14 protein-coding genes, 2 tRNA genes and 1 rRNA gene are annotated in these 14,793 nt (G+C 38.2%); 1 reads left to right on the top strand and 16 read right to left on the bottom strand.

Translation table 11 applies throughout. The features are described from left to right. Nucleotides 1-52: 52 nt before the first annotated feature. The 15 genes from EMTOL_RS08800 to EMTOL_RS08730 form a co-directional block, all read right to left on the bottom strand. Nucleotides 53-126 (bottom strand) — tRNA-Ala (locus EMTOL_RS08800). A gap of 21 nt (nucleotides 127-147) precedes the next feature. Then, a tRNA-Ile gene (locus EMTOL_RS08795) sits at nucleotides 148-224 on the bottom strand. Between the two features lie 127 nt (nucleotides 225-351). Beyond that, nucleotides 352-1,852: ribosomal RNA gene (locus tag EMTOL_RS08790) — 16S ribosomal RNA — on the bottom strand. A gap of 853 nt (nucleotides 1,853-2,705) precedes the next feature. Then, entirely contained in the window at nucleotides 2,706-3,905 is a 1,200-nt protein-coding gene (locus EMTOL_RS21745) for an OmpA family protein (RefSeq protein ID WP_083842375.1), read from the bottom strand. A 20-nt stretch (nucleotides 3,906-3,925) separates the two neighbouring features. Continuing rightward, nucleotides 3,926-4,705, bottom strand: coding sequence for a tryptophan synthase subunit alpha (trpA, locus tag EMTOL_RS08780; RefSeq protein WP_015028926.1), 780 nt, complete (start codon nucleotides 4,703-4,705; stop codon nucleotides 3,926-3,928). Nucleotides 4,706-4,774: 69 nt separating this feature from the next. Continuing rightward, nucleotides 4,775-5,113 (bottom strand): Dabb family protein, encoded by a 339-nt coding sequence (locus EMTOL_RS08775; RefSeq protein ID WP_305953294.1) that lies wholly within the window; start codon nucleotides 5,111-5,113, stop codon nucleotides 4,775-4,777. 100 nt (nucleotides 5,114-5,213) lie between these two features. Next, complete coding sequence (trpB, locus tag EMTOL_RS08770) at nucleotides 5,214-6,407, bottom strand: tryptophan synthase subunit beta (protein WP_015028924.1); 1,194 nt, start codon at nucleotides 6,405-6,407, stop codon at nucleotides 5,214-5,216. A gap of 3 nt (nucleotides 6,408-6,410) precedes the next feature. After that, the gene (locus tag EMTOL_RS08765; RefSeq protein ID WP_041694021.1) at nucleotides 6,411-7,046 is read right to left on the bottom strand and encodes a phosphoribosylanthranilate isomerase; all 636 of its coding nucleotides are present in this window, start codon (nucleotides 7,044-7,046) and stop codon (nucleotides 6,411-6,413) included. Between the two features lie 107 nt (nucleotides 7,047-7,153). Continuing rightward, nucleotides 7,154-7,942, bottom strand: coding sequence for an indole-3-glycerol phosphate synthase TrpC (gene trpC / locus EMTOL_RS08760; protein WP_015028922.1), 789 nt, complete (start codon nucleotides 7,940-7,942; stop codon nucleotides 7,154-7,156). A gap of 61 nt (nucleotides 7,943-8,003) precedes the next feature. Beyond that, a complete protein-coding gene (trpD, locus tag EMTOL_RS08755; RefSeq protein ID WP_015028921.1) occupies nucleotides 8,004-8,993 on the bottom strand; it encodes an anthranilate phosphoribosyltransferase in 990 nt (329 codons plus the stop codon). 52 nt (nucleotides 8,994-9,045) lie between these two features. Continuing rightward, nucleotides 9,046-9,612 (bottom strand): anthranilate synthase component II, encoded by a 567-nt coding sequence (locus tag EMTOL_RS08750; RefSeq protein ID WP_015028920.1) that lies wholly within the window; start codon nucleotides 9,610-9,612, stop codon nucleotides 9,046-9,048. Between the two features lie 86 nt (nucleotides 9,613-9,698). Further along, complete coding sequence (locus tag EMTOL_RS08745; protein ID WP_305953293.1) at nucleotides 9,699-9,968, bottom strand: endonuclease domain-containing protein; 270 nt, start codon at nucleotides 9,966-9,968, stop codon at nucleotides 9,699-9,701. A gap of 209 nt (nucleotides 9,969-10,177) precedes the next feature. Then, a complete protein-coding gene (locus EMTOL_RS08740; protein ID WP_015028919.1) occupies nucleotides 10,178-11,605 on the bottom strand; it encodes an anthranilate synthase component I family protein in 1,428 nt (475 codons plus the stop codon). A 314-nt stretch (nucleotides 11,606-11,919) separates the two neighbouring features. Continuing rightward, complete coding sequence (locus tag EMTOL_RS08735) at nucleotides 11,920-12,306, bottom strand: hypothetical protein (RefSeq protein WP_015028918.1); 387 nt, start codon at nucleotides 12,304-12,306, stop codon at nucleotides 11,920-11,922. 39 nt (nucleotides 12,307-12,345) lie between these two features. Next, entirely contained in the window at nucleotides 12,346-13,743 is a 1,398-nt protein-coding gene (locus EMTOL_RS08730; protein ID WP_015028917.1) for a Gfo/Idh/MocA family protein, read from the bottom strand. 439 nt (nucleotides 13,744-14,182) lie between these two features. Here EMTOL_RS08730 and trxA point away from each other — a divergent pair, with 439 nt between their 5' ends. Further along, nucleotides 14,183-14,482, top strand: a complete 300-nt coding sequence (gene trxA / locus EMTOL_RS08725) for a thioredoxin (protein ID WP_015028916.1) — start codon at nucleotides 14,183-14,185, stop codon at nucleotides 14,480-14,482. Here trxA and EMTOL_RS22400 read toward each other — a convergent pair. Beyond that, nucleotides 14,479-14,643, bottom strand: coding sequence for a hypothetical protein (locus EMTOL_RS22400; protein WP_305953207.1), 165 nt, complete (start codon nucleotides 14,641-14,643; stop codon nucleotides 14,479-14,481). The genes trxA and EMTOL_RS22400 overlap by 4 nt on opposite strands. Nucleotides 14,644-14,793: the final 150 nt, after the last annotated feature.

The following is a 14,793-nucleotide window of genomic DNA, read 5'->3' as shown; positions in this document are numbered from 1 at the left end:
ACCCTCTTAAATTATAAGTTATCAGTCCTTTATCGATAACTTTTACTTTCTGTGGAGAATAACGGATTCGAACCGTTGACCCCCTGCTTGCAAAGCAGGTGCTCTAGCCAGCTGAGCTAAATCCCCATTAAATGTCTCTCAACTTAGTGGTGGGCCTGCGTGGACTCGAACCACGGACCTTTACATTATCAGTGTAACGCTCTAACCACCTGAGCTACAAGCCCTCGTATCAGAACTATTACTCTACTCCGTAATCGTCCGATTCTCTTCTCAAATTAAATAACTTAAATTAAGAGAACAAATGCAAAATTTTAAGTGTCAGTCGTTTTTTCTTTGTTAGAAATTCTCTAAAAAGGAGGTGTTCCAGCCACACCTTCCGGTACGGCTACCTTGTTACGACTTAGCCCCAGTTACTGATTCTACCCTAACGAAATCTTTTACCTTCCGCTTCAGGTCTACCCAACTTCCATGGCTTGACGGGCGGTGTGTACAAGGTCCGGGAACGTATTCACCGAATCATAGCTGATATTCGATTACTAGCGATTCCAGCTTCATAGGGTCGAGTTGCAGACCCCAATCCGAACTGTGAACAACTTTTTGTGATTGGCTTACTATTGCTAGCTCGCAACACTCTGTATTGTCCATTGTAGCACGTGTGTTGCCCTGGACGTAAGGGCCATGATGACTTGACGTCGTCCCCTCCTTCCTCTCTACTTGCGTAGGCAGTCTTATCTGAGTCCCCGACTTAACTCGCTGGCAACAGATAACAGGGGTTGCGTTCGTTGCGGGACTTAACCCAACACCTCACGGCACGAACTGACGACAGCCATGCAGCACCTTGTTTTGGGTCATTGCTGACTTATCCATTTCTGAATAATTCCCTCACATTCTAGTCCAGGTAAGGTTCCTCGCGTATCATCGAATTAAACCACATGCTCCACCGCTTGTGCGGACCCCCGTCAATTCCTTTGAGTTTCACCGTTGCCGGCGTACTCCCCAGGTGGATTACTTATCGGTTTCCCTTGGACACTGGCTTACGCCAACATCTAGTAATCATCGTTTACTGTGCGGACTACCAGGGTATCTAATCCTGTTTGATCCCCGCACCTTCGTGCCTCAGCGTCAGTGTGACTGCAGCAGACTGCCTTCGCAATCGGTATTCCTCCTGGTATCTAAGCATTTCACCGCTACACCAGGAATTCTATCTGCCTTCTGTCAACTCAAGCTAACCAGTATCAACGGCATGTAAAACAGTTAAGCTGCTACCTTTCACCGCTGACTTAATCAGCCGCCTACGCACCCTTTAAACCCAATAAATCCGGATAACGCTCGCCACCTACGTATTACCGCGGCTGCTGGCACGTAGTTAGCCGTGGCTTATTCGATTGGTACCGTCAAAATCTCACGCATGAGATGCTTTCTTCCCAATCAAAAGCAGTTTACAACCCAGAGGGCCTTCTTCCTGCACGCGGCGTGGCTGGGTCAGGCTTCCGCCCATTGCCCAATATTCCCTACTGCTGCCTCCCGTAGGAGTCTGGCCCGTATCTCAGTGCCAGTGTGGGGGATTCTCCTCTCAGAGCCCCTAAAGATCGTAGACTTGGTGAGCCGTTACCCCACCAACTATCTAATCTTACGCATGGCCATCCTTATCCGATAAATCTTTAATAGCTGAATGATGCCATTCTACTATCTTATGCGGTATTAGCTCGAGTTTCCCCGAGTTATCCCCCAGATAAGGGCAGGTTCCATACGCGTTACGCACCCGTACGCCGGTGTATTGCTACCCCTTGACTTGCATGTATTAAGCCCGCCGCTAGCGTTCATCCTGAGCCAGGATCAAACTCTCCATTGTAAATATCAAGTTTGCCTGACTACTTAAAATCTTAAAGCTTGCATTTGCTCTCCCAATAAGTTAAGGAACTTTATTCAACTTACTCCCAATTCCATCTCTGAAACCCTTTCAGCTAAACTTGTAAAACCTTGTTAATCAATTTGTTAACTCCAGTTTTTCTTCTCTCTATTTCCATTTCTACTTTCCGAAACGGATTGCAAAGTTACTAGATTCAATTTTTAAAACCAAATATTTTTGCAACTTTTTTTAAACTTAATCTCAATTTCACTACTCTTCCTTCGTTACTCTCTTAATCGGGGTGCAAAATTCTGAATTTAATTTCTTATTTCCAAATTATTTTACACTTATTTTTTTACCCTCTTAATCTCCTTAACCACTCTCTCTTCGTTACTCTCTTAATCGGGGTGCAAAATTCTGAATTTAATTTCTTATCTCCAAATTATTTTACACTTATTTTTTTACCCTCTTAATCTCCTTAACCACTCTCTCTTCGTTACTCTCTTAATCGGGGTGCAAAATTCTGAATTTAATTTCTTATCTCCAAATTATTTCGCATTTTTTTTCTAGACTAGTTTACCATGCTCCTGCTACGTAACGTTTATCTTCCTCCCCGCTCTCCGTCTCCGTCGTTTGGGAGTGCAAAGGTACTAACTTTATTTTATAACGCAATACCCTACACAAATACATTTTTTAAGCAGTTTTGCCTACTACCCTCACCCTCAGTTACTTATCAATTTCTACCACACAAATAACACAACAACTTCTTCTTATTATCCTATATTTTTTTTGAAATAAATACAAAAGAGACTTAAACGTTAGGTTTAAATTGAGAATTAACAGAAAAGAAACACTATTACATACGGATAATTTGCATTTCTACGCGACGATTGAGAGATTTATCAATTTTAGATATAGGCTGGTCTGGTCCCATTCCTCGTACTTGAATACGATTTGCCTTAATTCCGTTCTTAACTAAATACTCTTTACAGGCTTTTGCACGAATAAGCGATAACTCGATATTACTATTACGGTCTCCCTCATCGGAAGTATGTCCGATTATCTCAATTATCATACTTGAAGATTGATTCATTAAATCCTCAATTCGGTCAAGTTCAGCCATTGCTGTAGTGCTAAGAGCTGATTTTCCTTGTTCAAACTGAATATTCCTTAGTACTACTTTCTCTCCAGTACTTACTTTTCTACCTTCATATTCTATAACCTTAGGTAGATTTGCTTTAGATACTACCTCTAGTTTTGGTTTTCTTGCACTTCTAGTCCATAAAGTAATAGGTACTTTAACTTTTATCCATAGTGCACCTTGGTTAAATTTTAGCAGATTCGTACCCGCTGGAGAATTATTCCGAAAAAAAGTAGCTTCTTGTTTAAGAAAGAAAGAAGTAGGTATGTAAGCCCCAACGCTCAGTTCCATTGGGAGGTCGAACGAACTAACACCAGTAACACCAAATTCAGGAGCAATTATAAAAGTCTTATTCTTTAGAGCCAGTGTAGTACTTGATAAACCATTGCCATTAGTTATTACACCACTACCTGAACTATTATCATTCGTAATGGCTTCTTGTGCGATATTGGCCACATGACTATTTAGCTGAAAAAACTTATCAAAACGATTATATCGAAACCCTAAAGCAATTGATGAATACTTATAAGCATAAATCCAAATAGTATATTCGGTATTATTCGACAACCTGATTGGGTCTGGGTCATTCAATATATTTACTTGCATAGCTCGATTAAGGCCTAAATTTACTGACCATCGCTTAGCAATTTGATAATTAAAATCCAAACCAATGGAATTAGTCATTTTGTAAATACTCTTAGTTTGCCCCGAAGAAGTGATGATATCACCAATGACGTAATTCCGGAGTATTTTTTTTTCTAAAACTAAACCACTGTTCTGAGGGTCAATACTTGGAGGAAAAGCCCAGCCAATACCGAAGTGAGGGTAGATGCGAAGTTTGGGGCGATAAGTATCTGATTGTGAAAAAACCAAAGAACTTATGAAGACACATAATATTAATATAAATGTTTTCATAGATTCTTTGGTTTCATGACTTAGCCTTTCACAGCCTTAATATAAGAAACTATATCTTGGTGTAGGGTCTCTTGCGAGGAATTTTGTAACACTCTAATAAACTGGCTTCCAATAATTGCACCTGCAGCGTACTGGCTTGCCTTAGTGAAAGTCGCATTATCTTTGATACCAAAGCCAATGAGGCGAGGGTTACGAAGATTCATAGCATTTACTCGATTGAAATAAGCTTCCATTGTATCGGTAATACCCGAAGTTCCTCCCGTTACACTGGCACTACTTACCATATATATAAAGCCATTAGAAATTTCATCAATTCTTCTGATACGTTGCTCGGAAGTTTGAGGTGTTATTAGGAAGATATTTAACAAACCATACTTATCGAAAATAGGTTTGTATTCTTCGTAATACTCATCCATTGGCAAATCGGGTAAGATTAGGCCATCGACTCCAACCTCTTGACATTTTTGACAAAAGGCTTCTAAACCAAATTGGAGAACAGGATTGATATAACCCATTAATATAATAGGTAAAGAGACTTTCGTTCTTGCTCCTTGAAGTTGCTCGAAAAGCACTTTCAAACTCATGCCATTTTCGAGAGCCACTTGGTTTGACTGTTGAATAGTTTCACCATCGGCAACAGGGTCGGAGTAAGGCATTCCGATTTCGGCAATATCGGCACCTGCTTCTTGCAAAGCTTCGAGTACTGCTACTGTATTATTAAGACTTGGAAATCCTGCAGTAAAATATATGTTTAATACATTGTTGGGCTTTTCTTGGAAAAGCTTGGTAATTCTATTCATGATTTTTGTTTAATCTACTGTACTGGAAAATTATTTTACCTGAGCAAACTAAAGTGTTTGCTTATAAAATTATTTCCCTGCCCAATAGTCGAGCACTAATACTTTATCAAGATGGGGTCCGAGTACTTCAACAAAAGCTTTGTGGGCTGGATGCGGAAGATACACTTCGCGGTCTTTCTCAGATTTGAATGAAACAAAGAATAAATGCGTAAATCCTTGGTTTAGATTTTCTGGACTATTATTTGTTCCCCACTCAAAATCTGCAATTTCTTTAATTTTAGTAGGCAATGCACGAAAAGCATCTTCTACTTTCTTAATATCTTCTGGGCTACTTGTATCTTTAAATTTGAATAAAACGGCGTGACGTAACATTTTTGTTGGTTGTTTTTTGGTTTGAGCATTTGCCATAAATGAAACCGAAAGAATAGCAAGTGCAAGAAAAAGAGTTCTCATTGTTTGGATGGTTTGATGGTTGAATAAAATTACTTCTAAAATAATACGAATGAAATTATAAATACTTCATGTAAGTATCTAAGTCTTTATCGCCTCGTCCAGAAAGGTTAATAACAACCGTTTCGTTAGCCCCTGCTTTTAAATATGGTAAAACTGCCAGTGCATGAGAAGACTCAATCGCAGGAATAATACCTTCAAGTTTGGCTAACTCAAAACCTGCTTTGATTGATTCATCATCGGTAATAGCATAGAACTTTGCCCTACCAGAATCCCATAAGTGAGCATGCATTGGGCCAATACCGGGGTAGTCAAGACCCGCTGAAATAGAATGTGGTTCTACTACTTGGCCATCTTCAGTTTGCATCAAGATACTTTTACTTCCGTGAAGGACACCTTCCTTACCTAAAAAGGTAGTAGCGGCTGACATTCCAGAATGAATACCATGCCCACCTGCTTCGGCAGCAATGAGTTTTACTGAAGGTTCATCAAGAAAATGATAGAATGCACCCGCAGCATTTGAACCCCCACCTACGCAAGCAATTACGTAATCAGGTGTTTCTGAACCTATTTTTTCAAGCAATTGGCTACGGATTTCTTCCGAAATAACCGACTGAAAGCGTGCAACCATATCTGGGTATGGATGCGGCCCTACTACCGAACCTATAATATAATGTGTATCGACAGGATTATTAATCCAGTGACGCATGGCTTCGTTAGTAGCATCTTTGAGCGTTTTTGAACCACTTGTGGCAGGACGTACTTCTGCACCAAGCATTTTCATACGTGCAACATTGGGTGCTTGGCGTTGAATATCTATTTCGCCCATGTACACAATACATTCAAGGCCCATTAAGGCACAAACCGTGGCAGTAGCTACTCCGTGCTGCCCCGCACCTGTTTCGGCAACGATTTTATTTTTACCTAATCTTTTAGCTAGAAGAATTTGCCCAATCGTATTATTTACCTTGTGTGCACCTGTATGACAAAGGTCTTCACGTTTTAGATAAACATTTGTTTGATATTTTTCCGATAAACGATTAGCAAAATATAAGGGAGTTGGACGACCTACGTAATCTTTGAGAAGTGCATGAAACTCAGCCTGAAATTCTGGTTGATAGATAATTTCAAGATAGTTATTTTGGAGTTCCTCAATATTCGGATAAAGCATTTCAGGAATATATGCTCCACCGAACTTGCCGTAATAACCTTTTGCATTTACGGCATAGGATGATTGTTTTACTGCTGTCATTGTTTATGCTTCGACTCTCTCTGGTTTAAGTTTTGTTATGAGTTCGGAGATTTTAGCGATGTCTTTCTGACCTGGTGATGTTTCGAACTTACTATTAACATCAATCGCATAAGGTTTTGGAATAATGGTATCCAACACCTCTATGTTATCTAGTGAAATGCCCCCAGCTAAAAAGTATGGTTTTTGATTATCGTATTTTTTCAAGATACTCCAGTCGAAAGCCACCCCATTTCCTCCATAGCCATCGCCTTTCGCATCAAACAAAAAGAAATCGACATGTGGCTTATAATTATTTACTTGCCCAAAAACAAAGTCATTATCTACACGAAAGGCTTTGATGATGCTTATTCCTTTTTGGCGAAGGCTTCTGCAATACTCTGGCATTTCATTGCCATGCAATTGCACATAATTTAAGCCATACTTTCTAACGTTTTGTATGATGAAATCGACTGTTGCATTGACAAAGACACCTACCTTTTTAATTTCTCTCGGAATTGAGTTGATATAATCAGCACCCATTTCATTACCGACAAAACGAGGCGACTTGTCATAGAAAATAAAACCTATAAAATCGGGTTTCAATTCAACGAGTGCTTTGATGTTCTCGACATCACGCATTCCACAGACTTTTATCTTCATAATAGCAATACCTGCCCCCACAGGCATATTTTATTATTGTATCATACTCGGGGTAATAGTATGAGGTTAGCAAAAGGTATAAAAAACTATCAAAATTAAGCTTTTTATTAGATTTTCGCTATAAATTCGGCCAGTTTTGTTCCCGGATTTGCATCTTTCATGAAAGTTTCTCCAATCAGGAAGCCTTTATACCCCACAGCCTTAAGTTGATTGATTGTTTCGGGCTGGCTAATACAACTTTCTGAAATCTTAATAATGTTTGCCGGAATTTTATCGGCCAATTCTAAAGAAGCATTGACATTATTTTCAGCAAAGTTTTTAAGGTTTCGATTATTCACGCCAACGAGGTCTACATGAGCTAGCGGACTACGGTCTAATTCTTCTTGGTCATGTACTTCGAGTAATACCTCCAAACCAAGTTCATGTGCTTTTTGACTTAAATCTTGAATTTGTTGTGGCGATAGGCTTGCCGCAATTAATAAGATTACATCTGCTCCCCAAGCCTTGGCTTCATATACTTGATATGCATCAATCATGAAATCTTTGCGAAGAATTGGCGTACTCGGATTAGCTAAACGTGCTTTTTGTAAATCTTCCTTCGAACCACCAAAAAAATCTTTATCTGTTAGCACCGATAAACCTGCTGCTCCTGCTTGGGCGTATCCCTGTGTAACTTCTTCAACAGAGAGTTGGTCATTAATTACGCCTTTGGAAGGAGATTTACGTTTATGCTCCGAAATGATTCCAGTAGAGCCTTCAGCCAAAAGACTTGCCACAAGCGAGTTGGTTTTTCTACTGAAGAATTGACTGGCTTTTAAATCTTCAATAGAAACGCTTGCTTTGGCTTCGGCCACTTCGATTATCTTTTGGGCATTAATTTTATCTAAAATAGTCATGGTGCTATCTCACAATTAAAATGAAAAATGTAGAATCAAGAACGAAATACATTCTTTTCATCTATTGTATTAATTTTTTCATGCTGTTTAAGGCTTTTCCGCTTTCGATTGATTCTTTCGCTCGGGCAATACCTTCTTCTACACTTATATTTTGGGCAATACATAAGGCAAAACCTGCATTGGCCAAAACTACATTTGTTTGAGCTGCAGTTGCTTGATTATTTAAAACATTCAATAGAATTTCTGCCGATTCTTCAATGGTTCCTCCACCATAAATATCCGATTGTTTTTGAGGACCAAACCCGAAGCTTTGGGGGTCAAGCACTTGCTTTATTTTATTTGTATGAGTTGAAATTTGGAAATTATCGGTTAAAGAAATTTCATCATACCCAGCTAAATCATATATAATTGCAAATTTAGCTGCTGAACGCCCAAAAAGCTCTGCATAAAGCTCAAATACTGGTTGGTTATAGACTCCAGAAAACTGCTTTTGCACTTTTGCTGGATTGAGCAAAGGGCCTAAAATGTTAAAGAACGTTTTCATGCCCAGTTCTTTACGAATGGGGGCCACGTATTTCATGGCTGGATGAAAAAGTGGAGCATGCATATAGCAGATACCCGCTGTTTCAAGTTTTTGTTTCAAGAAACTTTCATCATTTGTAAACTTTACGCCCAAATGTTCTAAAACAGTACTCGACCCAACTGAAGATGAAACCCCATGGTTTCCGTGCTTAGCAACTCTTTGGCCAGCTCCTGCCAAAACAAAAGCCGAAGTAGTAGAAATATTGAAGGTATCCTTACCATCGCCACCCGTTCCGACAATGTCCATGGCATCAAACTCTATTAAATTCAACGGCACAGCTAAAGAGAGCATGGCTTCTCGGAAACCTTCAAGTTCATCAACAGTAATGCCTTTTTGTTGAATTCCCATCAAAAATGCCGCTATTTGAGAATGATTAGCTTCACCTTGTCCGATTTGTAAAAGGGCTTCTTGAGCCTGTTCTTTGGTAAGTGATTGTTTTTCTACCAGTAAGTTTAAATATTTTTTCATCTACTTTAAATATTGCTTGGAATTAAAACCGACAACAGATTTCAAAATTTGCCTAACATTTCATCCAATTCTCAACCATTTTTACACCGTGTTGTGTAAGATAGGCTTCTGGATGAAATTGTACGCCACGAATATCATACTTTTGATGGGCTTCGGCCATTACAAAACCTTTTTCATCAATAGCTGTAATTTTTAAGTCGGCTGGCATTGTTTCAGGAACAACAGTCCATGAGTGATAACGGCATACTTCTATTTCAGAAGGAACACCTTGGAATAACACCTCATTGGGGTCGGTAATTATACACTTAGTTGTTACACCATGCAGTACTTCACCCATGTTATGTAATTTTGCACCAAACGCTTCGCCGATTGCTTGGTGCCCCAAACAAACGCCAAAAATTGATTTTGTTGCGGCGTATTCTTTAATCAAATCGAGCATGATGCCTGCTTCTTCTGGAATTCCGGGGCCCGGTGAAAGCAAGATTTTGTCGTATTTTTTTACTTCTTCAATGGCAATCTTGTCATTTCTAAATACATCTACATCGCCACCCAAATCTTTCAAGATATAGACAAGGTTATATACAAATGAATCGTAATTATCTAAAACTAAAAATTTCATGTCTTTGCTGTTTTTTACATTCCCTTTCTTGTCGAATAATTCCCCCTTTGAAGGGGGCAGGGGGATGTATTATTGGTTATGTTTAATTAAAAATCTTTATTCTCTGTAATCCAAATTTCAATTTCCTTTAAAACCTTGTTCATCTCTTTTTTTATTTCCAAATCACTAAACCTCAAAAATTGCACTCCATCATTTTCCAGTTCATGCTGTCTTATTTTATCATCTACTTCTTTACCAATATGCGAATCTCCATCTATTTCAATTGCCAACATTAGTTCGTGACAATAAAAATCAATAATGTATCTACGAATCGGTACTTGTCGATGAAACTCGACTCCAAAAACTTTACTTTTTATTTTATTCTAAAGTAAAACCTCAGATAAGGTACTATTTTTCCTAAGTTCCCTAGCCAAAAGTTTTAGATGTGGTTCATAAGGAATTATTTTTTTGGGTTTAGGCATTTGTGTTTGTTTTACATCCCCCTAACCCCCTTCGGCATATCCGCACTTACCAACGCACAAGGGGGAATAGTCAGGTGTTAATTTTTAACAAAGTGCTAATTTATTTAAATCTCACCCGCCATTTCGATTGCTTTTCTTAGAGCTGCTAATTTTAGATGAATCTCTTTCATTTCGAGTTCAACATCTGATTTTGCCACAACACCCATTCCTGCTTGATAAAAAAGAGTATTGTTTTTACTCAAAAACGTTCGAATAGCAATGGCGTGATTGAAATTTCCTTTGAAATCCATGAAACCAATAGCTCCACCATAAATACTACGATTAGTTGGTTCAAAACGATTGATGATTGTCATGGCGTTATGTTTCGGTGCTCCCGAAAGTGTTCCCGCTGGAAAAGTATCAGCCACTAATTGTAATGGATTTGTTCCTTCGTGCATTTTGCCCGTTACTTTCGAAACTAAGTGAATTACGTGGCTGTAAAACTGTACTTCTTTGAAAGTCTCTACTTTTACATTTTCAGCACTACGAGATAAATCATTGCGAGCTAAATCTACTAACATCACGTGCTCAGCCGATTCTTTAGGGTCGGCATGAAGCTGGCGAGCTAATTCTCGGTCGTGTTCGTCATCACCTGTTCGTCTGAAAGTTCCCGCAATTGGGTGAATCTCTGCTTGGCCATCTTTGATAAAAATTTGTTTTTCGGGAGAGCTACCAAAAATATGATAGTTGCCGCCATCAAAATAGAATAAGTACGGCGATGGATTGATTGAACGTAATGCACGATAAACATTAAAATCATCACCTTCGAATTGACGAGAAAAACGACGAGAAGGAACAATCTGGAAAACATCGCCACGTAAACAATGACCAATACATTTATGAATAATTTCTCGCATTGAGTCATCATCTATATTGGTTGATTCCTCACCAACAGCTTTGAAATTACTCGTTGAAACTTTAGGGTTTTTCACAAAAAACTCCAAAGTTTCTAAGCCATCTTCCGAAATTTGCGGTTCTTGTCCATCAGGTGTATATGTATGCTCAAAAATATAAAGCTCATCTCTGAAGTGGTTGATAGCTATTACGTAGCGATAAACTCTGTAAAGAATTTGAGGAATTTCGGTTTCAGAGCTTTTATCTTGAATCTCGATATCTTCGAAATATTCTACTGAATCATAAGTAATATGACCGAAAAGTCCATTGGTAATAAATGAAAACTCACTCGATGGGTTTTCAAACTTTGAAGCAAATTCTTGCAAAACCTTTACCCCATCTTTGCGTTTTTCGAGCGGAAAAGTTTCAACTGTTCCATCAGGAAACTTCTGCGTAACAATATCATTATCTAACTGAAAACTCGCTACTTCATCGCAAGCTATATAGCTAAAGCTGTTATGCATGGCGTGGTAATCGGCACTTTCGAGAATCACCGAATGTGGGTATTGCCCACGCAAACGCTGGAAAATACCTACTGGCGTGAGTGTATCGGCAAGTAAGCGTTTATGGCGAGTTGAGATTTTAAAAACTGACTGCATAAGTATATTTTAAAAAATTTTGGTCAAAAAAAAGCGGCTTACTGGATGAACAGTAAGCCGCTTCGCTTAATATTTGATATGTATATTCACATAGCAATTCTGTTCATCCTATTTTGCAGGACGCCACCACCAGAATTTAACTATGTTCGAATATTGAGTCATTTCTACTTGATAAAATTAATTGCATTTGTTGCTCTTGTGATGCAAAAGTAACGGTTGATTTTAGAAATCAAAATTTTTTATCGAAATATTTTTTAAAACAAAAGAAAATATGTCAGACAGAAAAGAATTCGAATAATTACAGAAGCTTTCTATTACTCAACTGGACTTCCATACTGAAACGATACTTCTTTCACCAAGCTGGCAGCATTGAAATAAAGAATCATCGAACGTGCTTGCGTTGGATTTTGAATCATTTCACATTGTGGGCCTTTTTCTAAATAATAGACAAAAACCTTTTCATTGCGGCGACTAAGAATTTGAAAATCATAACGACCCAAGTTGTCAACTACTTGATTTTCAGTCAAACCTAGAATATTATTCTTTTGGGTTTTTAAATCTTCTACTAATTTTTCTCTTTTCCCTTCACAACCACCACGGTCAGTTTTGAAACTTTGTAAATCAAACTTCCCAAAATTAGCTTCTTTCTTTTTACAAGAAAAGAAACTAAGACACACCAATAACACTATTAGTTTACGCATTTTTTTGTTCTTTAAAACGAATTTTTCACCTATTCGCTATTATATTTTTACTTCTACCATTTGCTTGCCTAAACGACTCTTCTCGGCCATAAAGCCCATCACATGACTTTCGATTGAAGCTTCGATTGTTGATGTAAGTAACTCTGGTTTTTGTTGAGCTACTGCCTGTACAAAATTTCGAGCTAAACCATAATCTCCTCCGCCATGCCCCGAAGCCTGATTTTTATATTCTGGTTGGTCGGTAGCTCGCCAACTGGTTGTTTGCTTCGTTCGGAAATCATAAGTTTGTATTAAATCCATATCGCCCCAAACTTCACCGTGCGAAAACATCAAACGTGTTTTGCGATGCTCAAATGAGGTAAATGCTTCCATAGCAAAGCTCACGGTTGTTCCACCTTCAAATTCCATGGTAGCGGTGTAATGGTCTGGTTGGTCGTTATCCATTCTATAAACACATCTACCATACTGAGAAGTTTTCAATTTCTCTAAAATTTCATCCCCTTGTTTGCTCAAATCATCGGTTACATCTAAAACATTGATGCGTTTACGCTCTTTATGATAAACCTTAATAGCTGAAAATGGGCACGTTGCTTCTACCTTACACCCATCCGTACAGCGTTCGGTACTTCCCTCGGGTGCGTTTTCTCGCTTAAACCATGTGAGCGAACCATGTGCAGAAACACTTTTACAAGGTTTATTAATTAGCCAACGAAGTATGTCTAAATCATGGCACGATTTTGCCAAAATTATTGGGTTTGTATCTTTTGAAACATGCCAGTTTCCTCGCACGTATGAGTGTGCCATGTGTACATGCTCGATACCTTCAAGGTGACTTACGCTGATGAGTTTACCGAACTGTCCGCTATCTGTAATTTCTTTCAGTTTTCGGAAATACGGCGTATAACGCAAAACATGACAAACGGCTATCACACGTTTGGTTTTTTGAGCCATTTTCAGAATATCTAAGCATTCTTGCATAGATGGCGAAATGGGTTTTTCGAGCAAAACATCGTATCCCATTTCGAGAGCCTTCATGGCTGGGCCATAATGAAGTGTATCTGGCGTAGAAATAATTATTGCATCGGCAAACTTAGGCACTTTAAATACATCTTCCCAAGTTTTAAATCTATTCTTATCTTCTATATTATGTGCTTTGGCATAACGGTCATTTCGAAACGGTATGGGCTCGGCTACACCAACAATATCTAACTCATTAGGGAAAGCCAATGAGAAACGTCCATAAACATTCCCACGATTTCCCGCCCCCAAAACAATGGCCGTTACAGGTTTATCAAGTGCCACATAACGTTCATCGTGCGGAATCTCATATTCATTTGCATCTAATTCTTCCGCCAATGATTCAATATTAAATAAAGATAGACCTCCAGCGGTCAGACCAAAAGTTTTGAGTAGATTTCTTCTTGAAATGTTTTCCATTGTTAGGTTGAATATTAATGAAGATTATTATATGCAAATATAGTAGAAACTTAGTGTTGAATGATGGAACTTTATCAGTTTCAAGTAAAAGTCTTTTAATAATTTAGTGTTTAAATTTCGAATTTCTTTAGGTTAATGTTCTTAATTATAAAGATTTAACAATACTTATCTTTTGCAAGATATTTAGAATCAATTACTTACCTAAAGTCCGAAATAATTTCGATTCAATAAGGCAATACCGCATCAAGCTTGCTACAGATTGCCAATTATGCTTAGAATCAAATAGGCTTCTTCCAAAGATAATCCTGATGTTTTGATTACATTTTTGCCTATGACCTTTAGTAGAGTAGGGCGAACCGTAGTCAAACTAAAAGCTAATTGTTAGAAATGAAACTTGGTAGGCAAATAAAATGTTTTCTAAGTAAATAAAAACAATATTATGACAGGAACATTTGAAGAATTAATAGCTTCTGAGAAACCAATCTTAATTGATTTCTTTGCTACGTGGTGCGGCCCGTGTCAGGCACTTACGCCTACACTCCAGCAATTAGCCCAAGATATGGGTGATAGATTAAGAATAGTAAAAATAGATGTTGATCAAAACCCCAAGTTAGCAGCCAAATATAGAGTTTCGGGTGTACCTACCCTAATGCTTTTCCAAAAAAGCGAACTCAAATGGCGACAATCAGGAGCTTTGTCGTTACCACAACTCAAATCAACTGTTGAAAACTTTATTTAAGCCTCGAATGGAGTTATAGAATCGTTTTCAATAATATCAGCAGAAGCACGTTCAAATACCTTTTTCATTCCTTCGAAAGCCCCGCTCACTACGGCAATTGGTAATAACAAGGGCATAAAAATAACCCATTGCATAAACATTGAAGAATTAAATCGTTTCATAGGTGGTTGGTTATAAAATGCACTTTAGAGCTTAGTATCGTAACTAATATAATAGTTAAAAGCTTTAAATATTACAGTAATTTATTATACGAATCTCTGTAAAGTTAAAAAAAATATCCTTTAAGTACAAAACGATTTTTTAAATAAAAT

The sequence above is a fragment of the Emticicia oligotrophica DSM 17448 genome (assembly GCF_000263195.1).
GTDB lineage: Bacteria > Bacteroidota > Bacteroidia > Cytophagales > Spirosomataceae > Emticicia > Emticicia oligotrophica.
This window is presented reverse-complemented; position numbering and strand designations above follow the sequence as displayed.

Excerpts from the sequence above, each read along its gene's own strand:
- EMTOL_RS21745 (WP_083842375.1), bottom strand. The coding sequence starts at position 3,905 with ATGAAAACATTTATATTAATATTATGTGTCTTCATAAGTTCTTTGGTT.
- trpA (WP_015028926.1), bottom strand. The coding sequence starts at position 4,705 with ATGAATAGAATTACCAAGCTTTTCCAAGAAAAGCCCAACAATGTATTA.
- EMTOL_RS08775 (WP_305953294.1), bottom strand. The coding sequence starts at position 5,113 with ATGGCAAATGCTCAAACCAAAAAACAACCAACAAAAATGTTACGTCAC.
- trpB (WP_015028924.1), bottom strand. The coding sequence starts at position 6,407 with ATGACAGCAGTAAAACAATCATCCTATGCCGTAAATGCAAAAGGTTAT.
- EMTOL_RS08765 (WP_041694021.1), bottom strand. The coding sequence starts at position 7,046 with ATGAAGATAAAAGTCTGTGGAATGCGTGATGTCGAGAACATCAAAGCA.
- trpC (WP_015028922.1), bottom strand. The coding sequence starts at position 7,942 with ATGACTATTTTAGATAAAATTAATGCCCAAAAGATAATCGAAGTGGCC.
- trpD (WP_015028921.1), bottom strand. The coding sequence starts at position 8,993 with ATGAAAAAATATTTAAACTTACTGGTAGAAAAACAATCACTTACCAAA.
- EMTOL_RS08750 (WP_015028920.1), bottom strand. The coding sequence starts at position 9,612 with ATGAAATTTTTAGTTTTAGATAATTACGATTCATTTGTATATAACCTT.
- EMTOL_RS08740 (WP_015028919.1), bottom strand. The coding sequence starts at position 11,605 with ATGCAGTCAGTTTTTAAAATCTCAACTCGCCATAAACGCTTACTTGCC.
- EMTOL_RS08735 (WP_015028918.1), bottom strand. The coding sequence starts at position 12,306 with ATGCGTAAACTAATAGTGTTATTGGTGTGTCTTAGTTTCTTTTCTTGT.
- EMTOL_RS08730 (WP_015028917.1), bottom strand. The coding sequence starts at position 13,743 with ATGGAAAACATTTCAAGAAGAAATCTACTCAAAACTTTTGGTCTGACC.
- trxA (WP_015028916.1), top strand. The coding sequence starts at position 14,183 with ATGACAGGAACATTTGAAGAATTAATAGCTTCTGAGAAACCAATCTTA.
- EMTOL_RS22400 (WP_305953207.1), bottom strand. The coding sequence starts at position 14,643 with ATGAAACGATTTAATTCTTCAATGTTTATGCAATGGGTTATTTTTATG.